The following is a 16,642-nucleotide window of genomic DNA, read 5'->3' on the forward strand; positions in this document are numbered from 1 at the left end:
AAACGATGCCGGCTGATAGTTAACAGGCCGGGCATTGTGCTACTTAGCCGGACCAATTGGCTTGGGGCCGGGGTGTGCCCATTGGCGGCATTGGCTCAGCTTCTGAATAAAACCGGCAGCTTCGCGGCAACTCTCACTTATTTCTTCCTTCAGCACGATGCACACATCCCGCTACGCTTTGGCCCTGAGCGGCCTGTTGATGACCGGGGCCGCGTTTGGCCAGGTTACCCCGCCAGCTACCGGCACGGCCCCGGCACCCGCAGCGCCCGCGCCGCCGCCCGCCGTGCCCACGCCCGCCAAGTCGGCCCCCTACGGTGGTGGTATGAAAATTAACCTCTCGCCCGACGGCTCGAAGTACCTGCGTTTCCTGACCTGGGCGCAGATGTGGGCGCAGTACAACCAGAACAACAGCAACACCGTCCGCAACGGCAGCCCTCAGAGCGACCAGACCACGTTTGGAATCCGGCGGGCGCGCCTGATTATGCTGGCCCAGCTCAATCCCCGGTTTATGACTTACGTCGACCTGGGCATTGAAAACCAGACCTCGCTGAGCGGCGGCCTGCCCAACGACCCCAACGGCCCCGCCAAGCGCGCCCCCAACTACATCCACGAAGCCGTGGCCGAGTACAAGGTGAACAAGTACCTGAGCGTGGGCGGCGGCCTCAACTACCAGACGGGCGTGTCGCGGATGACGGCCGCCAGCACGGCTACCATGATGACCTACGACATTCCGGTAACGAACTTCCCCACGCTGGACCAAACCGACCAGTTTGGCTTCTTCCTGGGCTTTTATGGCCACGGCCGCATCGGCGGCTTCGACTACCGCGTGGCGGTGGATGAGCCCTTTCAGACCAACCAGACCGGGGCCGCGCCCACACCGGCCACCGCCACTACGGCCTTTGTGCCGGCCCAAGGGCCAATTGCCTTGCGCACCAACGTGGCGGCTTTCAACCCGCACAACAACCACAAGATTTACCAGGGCTACTTCAGCTATTCGTTTCTGGAGAAGGAAGCCAACCTGCTGCCCTTCACCACGGGCACGTACCTGGGCACCAAGAAGGTGTTCAACATCGGCGCGGGCTTCCACTACAACCAGGATGGCATGTATTCGCGGCCGAATGCCAACCCGGTGTTCACGGCGGCTAATCCCATGCCGGCCAACTACGATTCCTTCACCACTACGACCACCCACGACATCAAGCTCTTCGGTGCCGACGTGTTCTACGATGCGCCGATTGATACCACCTCGAACACGGCCCTCACGCTGTATGGCGTGTACTACAACTACGACATGGGCCCCAACTACGTGCGCAACGCCGGGCTGCTGAACCCCGGCACTGCCGTTGTAGCCGGGAGCACCGGCCCAGCCAACTTGTATGGCAATGCGCTGCCGCTCATCGGCACGGGCCACAGCTACTATGCCCAGGCCGGCCTGTTGCTACCCAAAAAGCTACTGGGCCCCAAAGCCCGTCTGCAGCCCTACCTGGCCTACCTGCGCAACGAATGGGAGGGCCTGCACGAAACCGACGGCAGCCGCAAATCGGTGAACGTGTACGACGCCGGCCTGAACCTGCTGCTCGACGGCCACAACGCTAAGGTGACGCTCAACTACCGTGCCCGCCCCGATTTCTCGGACCAGACCTTCCTGCCCGCCAACAACGGCGCGGCCACCGTCAACAGCGTGCAGTACCGCCCCGAGGTGACCCTGCAGATGCAGGTGTACCTGTAAGCAGCGCGGGCCGCTCAGATTTCGCTTTCACACCTCATCTTTTTTTGCTGAAATTTCCATGGAACAAAGTTTGAACCCGGCCTACGCGAAGGCGGTGGATGCCCCGGCGACGCACGACAACAACACGACCTCGACCAGTCAAATCTGGCAGGTCATCACGGCCTCGTCGGTGGGTACGGTGATTGAGTGGTATGATTTCTACATTTTCGGCTCGCTGGCGGCCATCATCGGGCCGGTGCTGTTCGGGCAGTCCGGCGATATCACCAAGTCGTTGCTGGGGGCGCTGGCCGTGTTCGGGGCGGGCTTCGTGGTGCGGCCGTTTGGGGCTGTGTTCTTCGGCCGCATCGGCGATATGATTGGGCGGAAATACACCTTCCTGGTCACGCTGCTGATTATGGGTGGGGCTACGTTCATCACCGGCCTCATTCCGAGCTACGATACCATCGGCATTGCCGCCCCGGTTATCGTCGTGGTTCTGCGCCTGTTGCAGGGCCTGGCGCTCGGCGGCGAATACGGCGGCGCCGCCACTTACGTGGCCGAATACGCCCCCGACCAGAAGCGCGGCTACTACACCAGCTTCATCCAGATTACGGCCACCGGCGGCCTCATTCTCAGCATCACGGTCATCCTCATCACCCGCAAGCTGATGGGTGAGCCCGCCTTCAAGGAGTGGGGCTGGCGCATTCCGTTCCTGCTCTCGGGCTTCCTGGTCATTGCCTCGTACTACATCCGCCGCCGGCTGCACGAGTCGCCGCTGTTTGCCAAGGCCAAGGCCACCGGCACCACCAGCAAAAGTCCCCTGCGCGACTCGTTCGTGAACCCCATCAACCGCCGCCTGGTGCTCATTGCGCTGTTTGGCGCTACCATGGGCCAGGGCGTTATCTTCTACACCAGCCAGTTTCAGGCCTTTACGTTTATGAATGCCACGCTGAAACTCGACATCGTTGATTCGAGCATTATCATGGTGGTTTCAATGCTGCTGGCCACGCCGCTGTTCGTGTATTTCGGCTCGCTGTCGGACCGCATTGGCCGCAAGAAAATCATCATGACGGGCATGATTTGCGGGGCGCTGTTCACCATGCCGCTGTTCTACGGCATCAAGGCCTTTGCCGGGCCGCTCACCGAAATCACGCCCGCCACGGTAGATGCCGCCGGCAAAGCCGTGCCCGCCGTTATGAAAGCCCTCACGCCCAACGTGCCGGCCATGATTGCACTGGTGTTCTGCCTCGTCGTGTTCGTGACCATGGTGTACGGCCCCATCGCCGCCTACCTCGTCGAACTGTTTCCCACCAAAGTGCGCTACACGTCGCTCTCGGTGCCCTACCACATTGGCAATGGCATCTTCGGTGGCTTCGTGCCGCTGGTAGCCACGTCCATCGGCGTGTGGGCGGCGGCGCAGCCGGCCGGCACCTTTGCCAAGGAGCACAGCAGCATCGTGGGCTTGATTTACCCGGTGGTTATCGCCCTGATTTGCTTCCTGGTGGGCGTGGCTTACATGAAAGACGTGCGCAATGTGAAGCTCATTGAAGACCACCCTTCTCCAGCCGCTTAGGTAGTCCGTAACGCGACCAACCCACGCCCGAAAAAGCCGCTGGTCCGCTGGGCCGGCGGCTTTTTCAGTAAATTGACGAGCCGCCGCAACTCCCGGCGCACCGGCTCCCGATGCCTGCCAAACCTCCATTTCCCGTGTCCTCCCATCCCCATCCTGAACGTACGGAATCGCGCCGGGGGCACCGGCTGCTGTTCCTGGCCGTGCTGTTCGGCGTGCTGCTCAATTTTCCGCTGCTGGCCGTATTCGACCACGACGGGCGGGTGGGCGGCGTACCGGTCCTTTACCTGTATGTGCTGCTGCTCTGGGCGCTGCTGGTGGGGCTGACGGCGTATTTGGTGCGGGAGAAGAGGGAAGAATGAGTCCGCCTGTCATTGCGAGTGGAGCGCAGCAGAACGCGGCAATCTGTCCTGTCAAAACCAGACACTTTTCTTTTGCCAGACATTCTTTAAAACCAGATACTTTCCAAATCCAGAAGATTTTTTTGTCCAGCAAAAAGCAGTCTGAGAACTCAGCCTTAGTCACATCAAGAGGGCGGATTGCCGCGTTCCGCTTCGCTCTACTCGCAATGACACTACCTTAAAAACCACATGTCCAAGCTGCTCGTCATCGGCTTTTCGTTCGGCTACCTGGCCTTGCTTTTCGGCGTGGCCTACGCCGCTGAGCGCCGTTCGGCCGCCCGGAAAAGCCTGGTGAGCAACCCCTACGTCTACGCCCTGAGCATGGCCGTGTACTGCACGGCCTGGACGTACTACGGCTCGGTGGGCCGGGCGGCGCACAACGGGCTGGAGTTCGTGGGCATCTACCTTGGCCCCACGCTGCTGGCCCCGGTGTGGTGGCTGGTGCTGCGCAAAATTATTCGCGTAAGCCGGCAGCAACGGCTCACCTCCATTGCCGATTTTATCTCGGCCCGCTACGGCAAGAGCGCGGCGCTGGGCGCGCTGGTCACGGTGGTGTGCGTGCTGGGCATCGTGCCCTACATCGCGCTGCAAATCAAAGCTATTGCCGCCTCGTTTGTGACCCTTACCGGGAGCGGGGCGGGGGCGGGCGGGGCGGCGGCTACCACGGCCCTCTATACTACGGGGGCGCTGGCGGTGTTCACCATCCTGTTTGGGGTGCGGTCGGTGGAGGCTACGGAGCGGCACGAGGGCATTGTGCTGGCCGTGGCCCTGGAAAGCCTGCTGAAGCTGGTGGCCTTTCTGGTGCTGGGCCTGTTCGTCACGTTCGGGCTATTCCACGGCTTTGCCGACGTGTTCGACCAGGCGGCGGCGGTGCCGGCGCTGCGGCAGCTGTTTACGCTACGCGGCTCGGGCACGAGCGGGGCCGAATGGTTCACGCTGCTGGTGCTGAGCATGTCGGCGGTGTTGTTGCTGCCCCGGCAATTCCAGGTGGCCGTGGTGGAGAACGTGGACGAAAACCACCTGCGCAAGGCCATGTGGCTGTTTCCGCTCTATCTCATCATCATCAACTTATTCGTGCTGCCGGTAGCTTTCAGTGGCATGCTGCGGCTGGGCCACAGCGGCATCGACGCTGACACTTTTGTGCTGGCGCTGCCGCTGGCGGCCGGGCATTCGTGGCTGGCGCTGCTCACCTACCTGGGCGGCTTGTCGGCGGCCAGCAGCATGATTATCGTCGAAACCATTGCCCTGAGCGTGATGATGAGCAACCACCTGCTCATGCCGCTGCTGGTGCGCGTGCCCTCTGCCCGGCCCGAAGGCGGCCAGACGCGCTGGTTTGCCTACCTGGGCCGCGTGGCCCTCGAAAGCCGCCGCCTGGCCGTGGTGCTGGTGCTGCTGCTGGCCTATGGCTACTACGCCGAAGTGGGCAAAACCCTGCCGCTGGTGAACACCGGCCTGGTTTCCTTCGCGGCGGTGGCGCAGTTTGTGCCCGCCGTGCTGGGCGGCCTGTACTGGAAGGGCGGCTCCCGGCGCGGGGCCACGGTGGGGCTGCTGGCGGGGTTTGCGGTGTGGTTTTTCACGCTGGTGCTGCCCACGCTGGTGGGGCCGGGGCGGCTGCCTGAGTCCATTCTGACCGAGGGGGTGGGCGGTATCAGCGGCTTGCGGCCGTTTGCGCTGTTCGGGCTCGAAGGGCTTGATTACCTTTCGCACGGCCTGTTCTGGAGCTGGTTTTTCAACATTGGGCTCTACGTGGGCCTTTCGCTGGCCTGGCCGCCCACGGCGCTGGAGCTGCGCCAGGCCGATGTGTTCGTAGACGTATTCACCCGCCGCAGCTTGGCCGAGGAAGTGGCCGGCTGGCAGGGGAGGACCCCCTTCCCCGACGTGCGCGCCCTGCTTCTGGGCTTCCTCGGCAAGAAGCGCACCAACCAAGCCCTGCGCACCTTCGCCACCCGCTTCCCCGATGCGCTGCCGTCCACGCCGGAAGGAGAACTCACTCAGCCACTCAGCCACTCAATCACTCCCGTCCCTGCCGACCCGCGCCTGCTCACCTACGCCGAAAAGCTGCTGGCCGGCAGTCTCGGCCCGGCCAGCGCCCGCATGCTGGTGGCCTCGGTGGCCGGGGCCGAGCAAATCAGCTACGACAGCGTGGTGGGCATTCTCAAGGAAAGCCAGCAATTGCTCGAAGCCAACCGCCAGCTCCAGAAACAGTCGCGTCAGCTCCAGCGCCTCACCGATGAGCTGCGCGCCGCCTACGACCAGCTCCAAGCGCTCGACCACCGCAAGGACGAATTCCTCTACACCGTAACGCACGAGCTGCGCACGCCGCTCACCAGCATCCGCGCGCTGGCCGAAATCCTGGCCGACAACCCTGATTTGGAAACCGAGGAGCGCCAGCATTTCCAGCTCACCATCGGCCGCGAGGCCGAGCGCCTCACCCGCCTCATTTCCCTGGTGCTCGATTTGGAGAAGTTCGAATCCGGCCAGGCAACTTTGGACCGCGCCCCCGTGCCCGTAGCCGACCTAGTGGCCGAAGCCCTCGACGCCGTGGGCCAGCTCTTACGCGATAAGCATATTGCCGTGCACGTCGACGTGCCCACCGACCTGCCCGTCCTCTACGCCGACCGCGACCGCCTCATGCAGGTGCTCGTCAACCTGCTCTCCAACGCCATCAAAGCTTGCCGGCCCGACGGCACGGGCCGCATCGCGGTACTGGCCTGGCCCACCGCCGACGTGCTCCTGCTCTGCGTGGAAGACAACGGCCGGGGCATTTCGCCCGCCGCCCAGCACCTCATCTTCGACAAATTCTACCAGGCCCAGCACCAGACCACCCGCAAGCCCGAAGGCACCGGCCTGGGCCTGGCCATCACCCGCAAAATCGTAGAGCTTCACCACGGCCGCATCTGGGTCGAAAGCAGCCTCGAGCAGGGTGCCCGCTTCTTTGTCGAGCTGCCGCTTGCTGGGAGCGGTTCGGAAGAAGCGGAGGACGGCCCAGCACGTCATGCAGAGCGTAGCGAAGCATCTTTGCCGCAGTAGTAATTGATTGCGTTGCGCGGTAAAGATGCTTCGCTACGCTCTGCATGACGGTCTTATTTCCTCTTTTTCTTCCCCATTCTGCCTCCCTTACCGCCCACCCGCCTCCACCCATCTGCATGAAAACACCCCACATCCTAATCGTCGACGATGAACCCAACATCGTCATGTCGCTCGAATTCCTGATGCGCAAAAACGGCTTCCAGGTCGGCATCGCCCGCAACGGCACCGAGGCCCTGGCCGCCATCGACCAAACCCCCTACGACCTCATCCTACTCGATATCATGATGCCCGACGTGGACGGCCTGCAAGTGTGCCGCCAGCTCCGCCAGCGGCCCGACCGCGCCGGCACCAAAGTCATTTTCCTCTCCGCCAAAAGCCGCGAAGCCGACATCCAAAAGGGCTACGAAGTCGGCGCCGATTTATACATTCCCAAGCCCTTCAGCACCCGCCAGCTCATGGAAAAAGTCCGCGAGCTGCTGGGCGTGGCCGCGTAACGTAGCGCGGACTTTTAGTCCGCGCCGGAACCCCTCTAAAATTCCCACCCGCGGACTAAAAGTCCGCGCTACTTCCCACCCGCTATGAAACCCGCCTGCTCCTACGCCGCCACTCACGCCGCCAGCCTGGCCCACCCGGCCGGGTTCTGGGCCACCCAGGCCGCCCACCTGCATTGGGATAAAAAGCCCACCGAGCCCCTCAGTCAGGATGAAAACGGCTTCTACCGCTGGTTCAAGGGCGGGGAGTTGAACACCGCCTACCTATGCCTCGACTGGCAGGTGGCCCAGGGCCGCGCCCACCAGCCCGCCCTCATCTACGACTCGCCCGTGACCCAAACCCAGCGCACCTACACCTACGCCGAACTGCTGGATATGACCGCGCGTCTGGCCGGCGGTCTGCGCGCCCTCGGCGTCGAAATGGGCGACCGCGTCATCATCTACATGCCCAACATGCCCGAGGCCGTGGTGGCCATGCTGGCCTGTGCCCGCCTTGGGGCCGTGCATTCGGTGGTATTCGGCGGCTTCGCGCCGCACGAGCTGGCGGTCAGAATTGACGATGCCCGGCCCCGCGTCCTCATCTGCGCCTCGGGCGGCATGGAGTTCGACCGCATCATTCCCTACAAGCCGCTGGTGGAAGAAGCCCTCGCCAAAGCCACCTTCCAGCCGGCCCACGTCGTGGTCTGCCAGCGCGATTTTGTGACCGCCGACATGCAGCCCGGCCGCGACATCGACTACCAGGAATTATTAAAAGCCGCCCCCGTGCCCGCCGTGCCGGTCCCGGCCACGCACCCGCTCTACATCCTCTACACCAGCGGCACCACCGGCCGCCCCAAGGGTGTGGTGCGCGACCACGGCGGCCACGCCGTGGCCCTGTTCTTCAGCATGCGCACCATCTACGACCTCGCGCCCGGCGACGTCATCTTCACCGGCTCCGATATCGGCTGGGCCGTGGGCAGCTCCTACATCGTCTACGGCCCTTTACTAAGAGGCTGCACCACCATTTTATTTGAGGGCAAGCCCGTCCGCACCCCCGATGCCGGCACCTTCTGGCGCATCATCGAGCAGTATAAAGTCAGCGTCATGTTCACCGCGCCCACCGCCATCCGGGCCATCAAAAAGGAAGACCCCGAAGGCTTATTGGCGAAGAAATACGACCTCAGCAGCCTGCGCCACCTCTTCCTGGCCGGCGAGCGCTGCGACCCCGCCACCTACGCCTGGGCCGGCCACCTGCTGGGCGTGCCCGTCATTGACCACTGGTGGCAAACCGAGTCAGGCTGGCCCATGCTGGCCACCCTGACGGGCCTCGAAGGCATGCCCGCCCCCCGCCCCGGCAGCGCCGGCCACCCCGTGCCGGGCTACGACATTCAGATTCTGGACGAAGCCGGCCACCCCGTGCCGCCCGGCACCACCGGCCTCGTGGCCGTGAAACTCCCGCTGCCCCCCGGCTGCTTCCCCACCCTCTGGAACGACGACGCCCGCTTCCACGAAGCCTACCTCAGCACCTTCCCCGGCTACTACCTCAGCGGCGACGGCGGCTACCGCGACGCCGAAGGCTACACCTACATCATGGGCCGCGTCGATGACGTCATCAACGTGGCCGGCCACCGCCTCAGCACCGGCGAAATCGAGGAAATCCTCGCCGCCCACCCCGCCGTGGCCGAATGCGCCGTCCTCGGCATCGCCGACCAGTTGCGCGGCCAGGTACCCATAGGCTTAGTAGTGCTCAAAGACGGCCAAACGATAGGAGAGGAGCAAATCGAAAAGGAATTGATAGCCGCCGTGCGCGCTCAAATCGGTGCCCTGGCCTGCTTCCGGGCGGTTTTGGTGGTGAAGCGCCTGCCCAAAACCCGCTCCGGCAAAATCCTCCGCAAAACCCTCCGCCAGCTCGCCGACGGCGAAGATTTCCCAATGCCCGCCACCATCGACGACCCCCTCATTCTCGATGAAATACGCACCGGCCTGCAACGCCGCGCCCTCGGCTTGGCTTTTGAAACGATGTAGGGGCGGGGGCAAGCCCTACCGGGTACGACCCCGCCCCTACATCGACCGTTCACAGCCATTAATCACCCCCGGGCACCGATTAATCTCCCCCGAGTATAAATAAATTCATTGCGAGTATAAATAAATACGAACCGAGGTGTCGTAAACTGACCCAAAGTATAAATAAATTCATGGCGAGTATAAATAAATACGAACAAAGTATGAATAAATACGAACCGATTAGGATTTAATCATGCTCCCTCCTTAGCCCCCGCCCCCCAACTCATAATTCATAATTTCTAATTCATAATTCACCAAAATGTCCGCCATCCGCACCCGTACCCTCGAAGAATACCACGCCGATTACCAGCAGTCCGTGCAGGACCCCGATGCCTTCTGGGCCGCCGCCGCCGAGCCCTTCACCTGGCGCAAAAAGTGGGATACCGTGCGCAGCGGCGAGTTTTCGCCGGCCGGCGACAGCCGCTGGTTTGACGGCGCGACCCTCAACCTCACCGAAAACTGCCTCGACCGCCACTTGGAGCAGCGCGCCAACAAGCTCGCCATCATCTTCGAGCCCAACGACCCCAAAACCCGCCACCTCCGCCTCACCTACCGCGAGCTACACGAGCAAGTGTGCCAGTTCGCCAACGTGCTCAAGAAAAACGGCGTGACCAAAGGCGACCGCGTGGTCCTCTACATGCCCATGATTCCGAGCCTGGCCATTGCCGTGCTGGCCTGTGCCCGTATCGGGGCGGTGCACGGCGTCATCTTCGCCGGTTTCTCGGCCACCGCCATTGCCGACCGCATCAACGATGCCGACGCCGCCTTCGTCCTCACCGCCGACGGCCTCAACCGGGGCGCCAAGCAAATCCCCGTGAAAAGCGTAGTCGATGAAGCCCTGGAATTGTGCCCCAGCGTGAAGCGCGTCATTGTGGTGGAGCACACCGGCTGGCCCGTGCAGTGGAAAGCCGGCCGCGACGTGTGGTACCACGACGAGGTAAAAGACGTGGAAAAAGACTGCCCCGCCGAGGAAATGGCCGCCGAAGACCCGCTCTTCATCCTCTACACCAGCGGCAGCACCGGCAAGCCCAAGGGCGTGGTCCACACCCAGGCCGGCTACATGGTCTGGGCCGATTACACCTTCCGCAACGTGTTTCAGGTGGAAGAAAACGACGTGTACTGGTGCACCGCCGATATCGGCTGGGTCACGGGCCATACCTACGGCCTCTACGGCCCGCTGCTGGCCGGCAGCACCACACTGTTGTTTGAGGGCGTACCCACGTACCCCTCGCCGGGCCGGTTCTGGGAGGTGATTGACAAGCACCACGTCACCATTTTTTACACCGCGCCCACCGCCATCCGCAGCCTTATGGCCGCGCCGATTGACCACGTACTGGCCTACTCGCTCAGCAGCCTGCGCATCCTGGGTTCGGTAGGCGAGCCCATCAACGAAGAGGCCTGGCACTGGTACCACCAGCACGTGGGCAAGGGCCGCTGCCCCATCGTGGACACCTGGTGGCAAACCGAAACCGGCGGCATCATGATTTCGGCCATGGCCGGCATCACGCCCAGCGTGCCCGCCCGTGCTGGCCTGCCGCTGCCCGGCGTGCAGCCCGTACTCCTGAACCAGGACGGCACCGAAATCGAAGGCAACGACCAGGAAGGCTACCTCGCCATCAAAGCCAGCTGGCCCGGCGTCATCCGCACCACTTGGGGCGACCACGAGCGCGCCCGCCAAACCTATTTCACCCCGTATCCCGGCTACTACTTCACCGGCGACGGCGCCCGGCGCGACGAAAACGGCCTCTACCGCATCATCGGCCGCGTCGATGACGTTATCAACGTGTCGGGCCACCGCTTCGGCACCGCCGAAATCGAAAATGCCATCAACCAGAGCGACTACGTGGTCGAAAGCGCCGTCGTCGGCTACCCGCACGACGTGAAAGGCCAGGGCATCTATGCCTACGTCATCTGCAAAAACGGCGTCCCCACCACCGACCTCGACCTGCAAATGACCGAAGCCAGCATCATCGAAGCCGTAGTGGCCGAAATCGGCCGCATCGCCAAGCCCGACAAGATTCAAATTGTCTCAGGCCTGCCCAAAACCCGTTCCGGCAAAATCATGCGCCGCATCCTGCGCAAAGTCGCCGAAGGCGAAACCACCAACCTCGGCGACGTCACCACCCTCCTCGACCCGCTGGTGGTAGACGAGATTCTGGCCGGTAAGAAGTAGCCGGTACTCACTGCCAAAAAAGGGCGGCCCCGGAATATCCGGGGCCGCCCTTTTTGTTGGCGTTGATGAAGCACTCATCAGAACGGAGTAGAGACGCAATATTTTGCGTCTCGTCGTTGCTGATGTTGTTAGGTCTGCGCGGTTTTGCGCGGTACCGGTCGTTCAACAACGAGACGCAAAATATTGCGTCGCTATTCCGCTATTACTCCACCACCAGCCGGCGGCTGAGCGCAGCCCCGGTGGCTTGGTCACTCAGACGCAGCACGTAGATGCCCGGTGCCAGGCCAGCCGCCCGGCCCACTAGCAGCATTTCGGTGCCCGCCGCGTGGCGTACTGTTTGAGCTGGCAGCACAGCGCGGCCCAGCGCATCCGTCACCGTCAGCGAAAGCATTTTGGCGGGGCCGGTCAGGTAGAGCACCGGGGTCGTGCCGCGCCCGGCCGGGTTGGGGGCTACTCCGGCCGTGATGTCCATCAGCACGGCGGTGCGGGCCGCCAGCGGCGTAAAGCTGCCTTCATCGGCCCCGATATCGGGGCGGGTGGCGTTGCGGGCGTCGCCGTCCAGGTCGGTGGGCACGGGCAGGGGCGTGGTGGCCAGGGGCAGGCCGCCGCCCTCGGCGCGGGTAGGCTGCCCGGTCAACAGATGCGGGTTGGTGGTGGCATTCACGAAAGGCGGCAGCTCCGTGAGCGAAGCCTGCTCCACCGCAGCGAAGCGGGCCTGGTACTGGGCCAGCGTCTGGTCGAGGGCCGCCGGGGTGGTGCCCACCGCCGCGCCATAGAAAATCAGCTTCTCCGTCGAGGGCGGGCCGGCGTAGTAAATGTTGTTGTTAGAGCCGGCGCTGACGCTGGTCGTAATGGTGTTGTTCTTAAAAAACGCCGCCCCGATGCCCCCGCCGCCACTGGCCAGCCCGCTCACCAGGTTCACGAAAATGTTGTTGCGCAAATCCACCGTTGGCCCGCCCGACATGTAGAGCGCCCCGCTCTTGTTGGCCGGGTTGGTGGCCGCGTAGGTCAGCACCACCGTGTTGTGGTAAGCGTAGTTATTACCGCCCCGAAAACTAAAAGCTCGCACCGATGTACCCGCGCCGCTGGCCACTGCCCGCACGTCGTACACCATGTTGTTGGCCAGGTAATTCGTGGTGCCGCCCGTGATGTCGAAGCCCGCCGCGAAGCCACTGGTACCCAGCGCCTCAATGTCGTAGCTGCGGTTGCGCAGGAAGCGGTGAGTAGCCCCACTAGCCACGTACAGGCCCATCACGATGCCGGTGCTGCCGCTGCCGCTCAGGCCGTGCACGCGGCAATCGGTGACGTCCACGCTGTTGGTGGTGCCGGTGGAGTAGATGCCGTAGGTGCCGCTGGTGCCCGTTACGCCATTCACATCGGTGCTGAAGACGCGGGCGTTGGTTTGCGATTTCAGGTAGATGCCGTAGGTGGCAAAGGCAATGCCGCCCGGCGTGCCCGCCGGTGGCACGCCAATGCTAAGCAGCTGGCTGACGGGCGCCGTGGTGCCGGGCGCGGGGCCTATTTCGGTGCCGTCATCGTAGAGCGCGGTGGTGCCTTCCAAATCATAGCCGTAGGCGCAGTTCTGCACCGTGAGGCCGTAAAAGTGGTTCTGGTCATTGCCGCCGTTGAGCATTGCCACGCCGGCGGTGCGGGTGGTATTGGCCCGGTTCAGGGTCACGGTAGCGGCGCTGAAGGTGTTGTGCGTCGCGCCATTTTGCAGCAGGTAGCCGTATTCAAGCTGTTGCGCGGCCGTGGTGTTGGCGGCCTTGTCTTCCACATCAATGCCGATGAACTGCACATAGTCGGCCCCTTCCAGCGTCAGCGCCGCATCGGTTGTGCCCGTGCCTGTACCCTGGATTTTAGGATTAAGCCCGGCGCTGCCACCCTTTTGAAAAATGATGGGTCCGGCAGCCGTGCCGCTGGCGGTAAGGGCCGGAATCACCTCATCGAACACAATACCCTGCGCCACGTTGAAAGTGACGCCTCCGGTTGCCACCCCGCTTGTGTTCAAAGCCGTAACGGCCGCCGTGAAGGTGGGATAGTTATTAGCTCCCGTGCCGTTCGGGTTGATGGTTTTAATGCCGCTCAACTGCGCCTGCGCAGCGGGCGACGCCGCCAGCAACAAACCAGCCGCCAGCAAATTTGAGAAGAAGTGTTTCATAACGAGGTGGGGAAAAGGGATGATTTACTTGCGTAAATGTAAAAAATCCCCACCACGCCCCCCCCAACTCACCCAAACACCTTCACCCGCTCGCCCTTGCGCTTGGTGCGCAAATGATTACGGATAATCTGCTGAATGTCTTTGTTGTCAGTATAAGGCTTGATGGCGTCCCGGAAATCGGCCAGCTTGCGTGCCGAAAACGTCTCATCCACGTAGCCGAAACCCCGGTAACGGCCATTCTCCACCAGTACAATGCTCTTTTCCAGTTCCGTGCGACCCGGCCCGATGACCACGAATGACTCGTGCTCATAGCTTATGCTGTCGATGGCCTCGTCCACTCGCAGGTTGTAGCTCTCCGGTGGCTCCTGGCCCACGCAGGCTCCCAGGCAGCGGTGCACCTGGTAGTCGAAGCACGCGCCCGGCGTTTTGTACAGCCCACACAGCTTCTGGCAGAGGTTGTACTTGGCCACTTTGTGGTAGAGGAAGCCCTGCGCCTTGTACTGGTTGCCGAGCGCAATGATGGGAATTTCGGCATTGCGGGCGTCGGCGCGGCCGTAGGCCAGGCGCTTGTAGCCCTGCTCATCAATGCGCAAATATATGCCCGCGGGAAACACCGAGCGCCGCTGCGCCCGGTTGTAAGCGGGTTTCATTTGCTTGATGAGGTGCGACTCGTACAGCAGCGCCACCAACTCCGAGCCCGTCAACTCCCACGTAATATCGGCAATGGAATTCTTGAATTCCAGACTCTTGCGCGACTTTACGTCAATGGCAAAATGCTGCTGAATGCGCTTGTAGATGTTGATGGATTTGCCCACGTAAATCACCTCCCCGGCCTCGTTGTGGAAGTAGTACACACCCGTGGCCTGAGGCAAATTGGCTACCACCGAGGCCGGCAGCAGCGGCGGCATCAGCGCCTCGCGGATGGCTGTTTGCACGGCAGCTACGCGCTTGGGCGAGGGCTTTTTGGAGCTGGCCGTCTGGCCGCTGGGGGCCAGGGCATCCACGCGGGCCAGGGTGTGGCTGGTGTCCTGGCCGTGGGGCAGTTCCTCGCTTTCGGCAGTGATTTTGAGGAGCTTGCCGAAGAGCAGGGCGGTGGCGTGGGCATCGCCGGCAGCGCGGTGCCGGCCTTCGAGCGGAATGCCAATGTTCTGGCAGAGCTTGCCCAAACTGTAGCTTGGTTGGCCCGGAATGAGGCTGCGCGACAGCCGCACGGTGCACAGCGTTTTGCGCGAGTAATTATAGCCAAGGTCGGCAAATTCCTTCTTCAGAAATGAATAGTCGAAGCGCACGTTGTGAGCCACGAACACGCAGCCTTCGGTCATTTCCACCACCTTGCGGGCCACCTCGTGGAACTTGGGCGCGTCGCTCACCATGTCGTTGGTGATGCCCGTGAGCTGGGTGATGAACGGCGGAATGCCCCGGCCGGGGTTGAGCAGCGTGGCGTACTCGTCCACAATCTTCTCCCCGTCGTGGATGTAAATGGCTATTTCGGTGATGCGGTCCTGAGTGGGCTGCCCGCCGGTGGTTTCAAGGTCGATGATGGCGTACAAAGCGCGGCACGGAAGATGGTCGAAAAGAAAGCTAACAAACTTAGCCCGGTAGAAGGTTGCGTTTTAGTGGTTAACGGTTAGTGGTTAATGGTTAGTGATGCACAAAAGCACTGATTAACTACTAATTGTTAACCGTTAACCACTAACCGTTAACCACTAATTACATCCGTTTTATCATGCGCCAGGCTGTCGCAAAAAAGCCCGGCTTGTCGTCCGATTTATCGTTTTGGGTATCTTCGCCATCGGTTACATCGCCGAGCAGGAAGCCCCAGGGCTCAGTGGTTTTGCTGGCATCGAACACCACTTTCAGCACTGCAATCAGCGGAATGCTTAGAATCATGCCCGGCGTGCCCCACAACTCTCCGCCCAAAATCAGCGCCACAATGGCGGCCATGGGGTTGATGCTCACTTTCGAGCCCGTAATCATGGGCGTGATGAAGTTGCCTTCCAGAAACTGCACGAACATAAACACGCCTACCACCGCCGCCGCCTTGCCGATGGAGCCGGTTTCGACCAGCGTCACCAGCGCCGGAATGGCCGAGCCCACCATGATGCCGATGTAGGGAATGACGGCCAGCACGGAGGCGAATACGGCAAAGAATACGGCGAATTTCACTCCCAGCAGCAGCAGCCCGATGGCATTCAGCACCGATACCACCACAATCACCGTCAGCAAACCCTGGATATAAGCCTGCACCACGGTCTGAATGCTGTCCATCGTATGCAGCACGGTGGTGCGCTTGTCCGGGGCCACGAAGCGGAACATGAACTGCCGCATGTGGTCGCGGTAATACAAAAAGCAGAAGATGTAAATCGGAATCAGCGTGGTCACGCTCAGCACGGCGGCCGTCATGCTAAGGGTGGAGCCCAGGTAGCCGCCCGCCGATTTCTTCACCGATTTCATTGAGGAGTCAATCAATTCTTCCTTGCTCATGGGCTGATAGCCGAATTTTTCGCTGGCCCATTGCTGCATTTGGTCGAAGTACACCAGGGCTTTTTCCTGGAGCTTGGGCAGCTCATCGCGCAGCGTCATCAGCTGCGTGCCAAACAGGTAGCACAAGCCCGCGAGCGCCGCCACCAGCAGCAGCAGCGTCACGATGATGGCCCAGATGCGCGGAAACTTCCACTTCTCCAGCCGCACCACCAGCGGCAGCAGCAGCACCGACAGCAGCCCGGCAAACAGAATGGGCAGCAGCACACCATCCAGCTTGTGCAGCACGAACACCAGCAGCGACAGCCCAATCAGCAGAAAGGTGTAGTGGATAACGGGCGACTGCTTCACCTCGGCCGGCGCGTGGTTTTGCGTGGGCGAGGGCAGGTTGCGCGGCTGGTTGATGGTATTCGGGCGGGGAAACATAAAGTTGGTAAGCGAAAGCCAAGTAGGGGAGAAGGAAGAAAAAAGCCCGTCGCCCGCCGCCGAATGCGTGAACCCGGACGGTAGCAGCAGTGTTGGAAACTAAATAATTTGGCGGGACTGGCTAAGCTCACTGGCAGCGGCCGGCTTGCCGTGCCGCT

10 protein-coding genes are annotated in these 16,642 nt (G+C 62.1%); 7 read left to right on the forward strand and 3 right to left on the reverse strand.

Annotation, left to right across the window (positions count from 1 at the left end; genetic code table 11):
• Window positions 1-157 precede the first annotated feature (157 nt).
• The 7 genes from ACYVM5_RS17630 to acs all read left to right on the forward strand — a co-directional run bounded on the left by ACYVM5_RS17630 (window position 158) and on the right by acs (window position 11,416).
• The gene (locus ACYVM5_RS17630; RefSeq protein WP_460619411.1) at window positions 158-1,729 is read left to right on the forward strand and encodes a hypothetical protein; all 1,572 of its coding nucleotides are present in this window, start codon (window positions 158-160) and stop codon (window positions 1,727-1,729) included.
• Between the two features lie 58 nt (window positions 1,730-1,787).
• Window positions 1,788-3,281, forward strand: coding sequence for an MFS transporter (locus tag ACYVM5_RS17635; protein ID WP_460619412.1), 1,494 nt, complete (start codon window positions 1,788-1,790; stop codon window positions 3,279-3,281).
• 134 nt (window positions 3,282-3,415) lie between these two features.
• Window positions 3,416-3,640, forward strand: coding sequence for a hypothetical protein (locus ACYVM5_RS17640; protein WP_460619413.1), 225 nt, complete (start codon window positions 3,416-3,418; stop codon window positions 3,638-3,640).
• A gap of 228 nt (window positions 3,641-3,868) precedes the next feature.
• On the forward strand, window positions 3,869-6,709 hold the full coding sequence (locus ACYVM5_RS17645) for an ATP-binding protein (protein ID WP_460619414.1): 2,841 nt from the start codon (window positions 3,869-3,871) through the stop codon (window positions 6,707-6,709).
• A 116-nt stretch (window positions 6,710-6,825) separates the two neighbouring features.
• Window positions 6,826-7,203: a response regulator transcription factor gene (locus ACYVM5_RS17650; RefSeq protein ID WP_460619415.1), complete on the forward strand. Its 378-nt coding sequence runs from the start codon at window positions 6,826-6,828 to the stop codon at window positions 7,201-7,203.
• A gap of 84 nt (window positions 7,204-7,287) precedes the next feature.
• Complete coding sequence (locus ACYVM5_RS17655) at window positions 7,288-9,204, forward strand: acyl-CoA synthetase family protein (protein WP_460619416.1); 1,917 nt, start codon at window positions 7,288-7,290, stop codon at window positions 9,202-9,204.
• Window positions 9,205-9,502: 298 nt separating this feature from the next.
• On the forward strand, window positions 9,503-11,416 hold the full coding sequence (gene acs / locus ACYVM5_RS17660; RefSeq protein WP_460619417.1) for an acetate--CoA ligase: 1,914 nt from the start codon (window positions 9,503-9,505) through the stop codon (window positions 11,414-11,416).
• A gap of 202 nt (window positions 11,417-11,618) precedes the next feature.
• Here acs and ACYVM5_RS17665 read toward each other — a convergent pair whose 3' ends face one another.
• The 3 genes from ACYVM5_RS17665 to ACYVM5_RS17675 form a co-directional block, all read right to left on the reverse strand.
• On the reverse strand, window positions 11,619-13,577 hold the full coding sequence (locus ACYVM5_RS17665; protein WP_460619418.1) for an autotransporter outer membrane beta-barrel domain-containing protein: 1,959 nt from the start codon (window positions 13,575-13,577) through the stop codon (window positions 11,619-11,621).
• Between the two features lie 68 nt (window positions 13,578-13,645).
• Window positions 13,646-15,127, reverse strand: a complete 1,482-nt coding sequence (locus tag ACYVM5_RS17670; RefSeq protein WP_460619419.1) for an exonuclease domain-containing protein — start codon at window positions 15,125-15,127, stop codon at window positions 13,646-13,648.
• 160 nt (window positions 15,128-15,287) lie between these two features.
• The gene (locus tag ACYVM5_RS17675; protein ID WP_460619420.1) at window positions 15,288-16,484 is read right to left on the reverse strand and encodes an AI-2E family transporter; all 1,197 of its coding nucleotides are present in this window, start codon (window positions 16,482-16,484) and stop codon (window positions 15,288-15,290) included.
• Window positions 16,485-16,642: the final 158 nt, after the last annotated feature.

Source organism: Hymenobacter ruber (assembly GCF_054783255.1).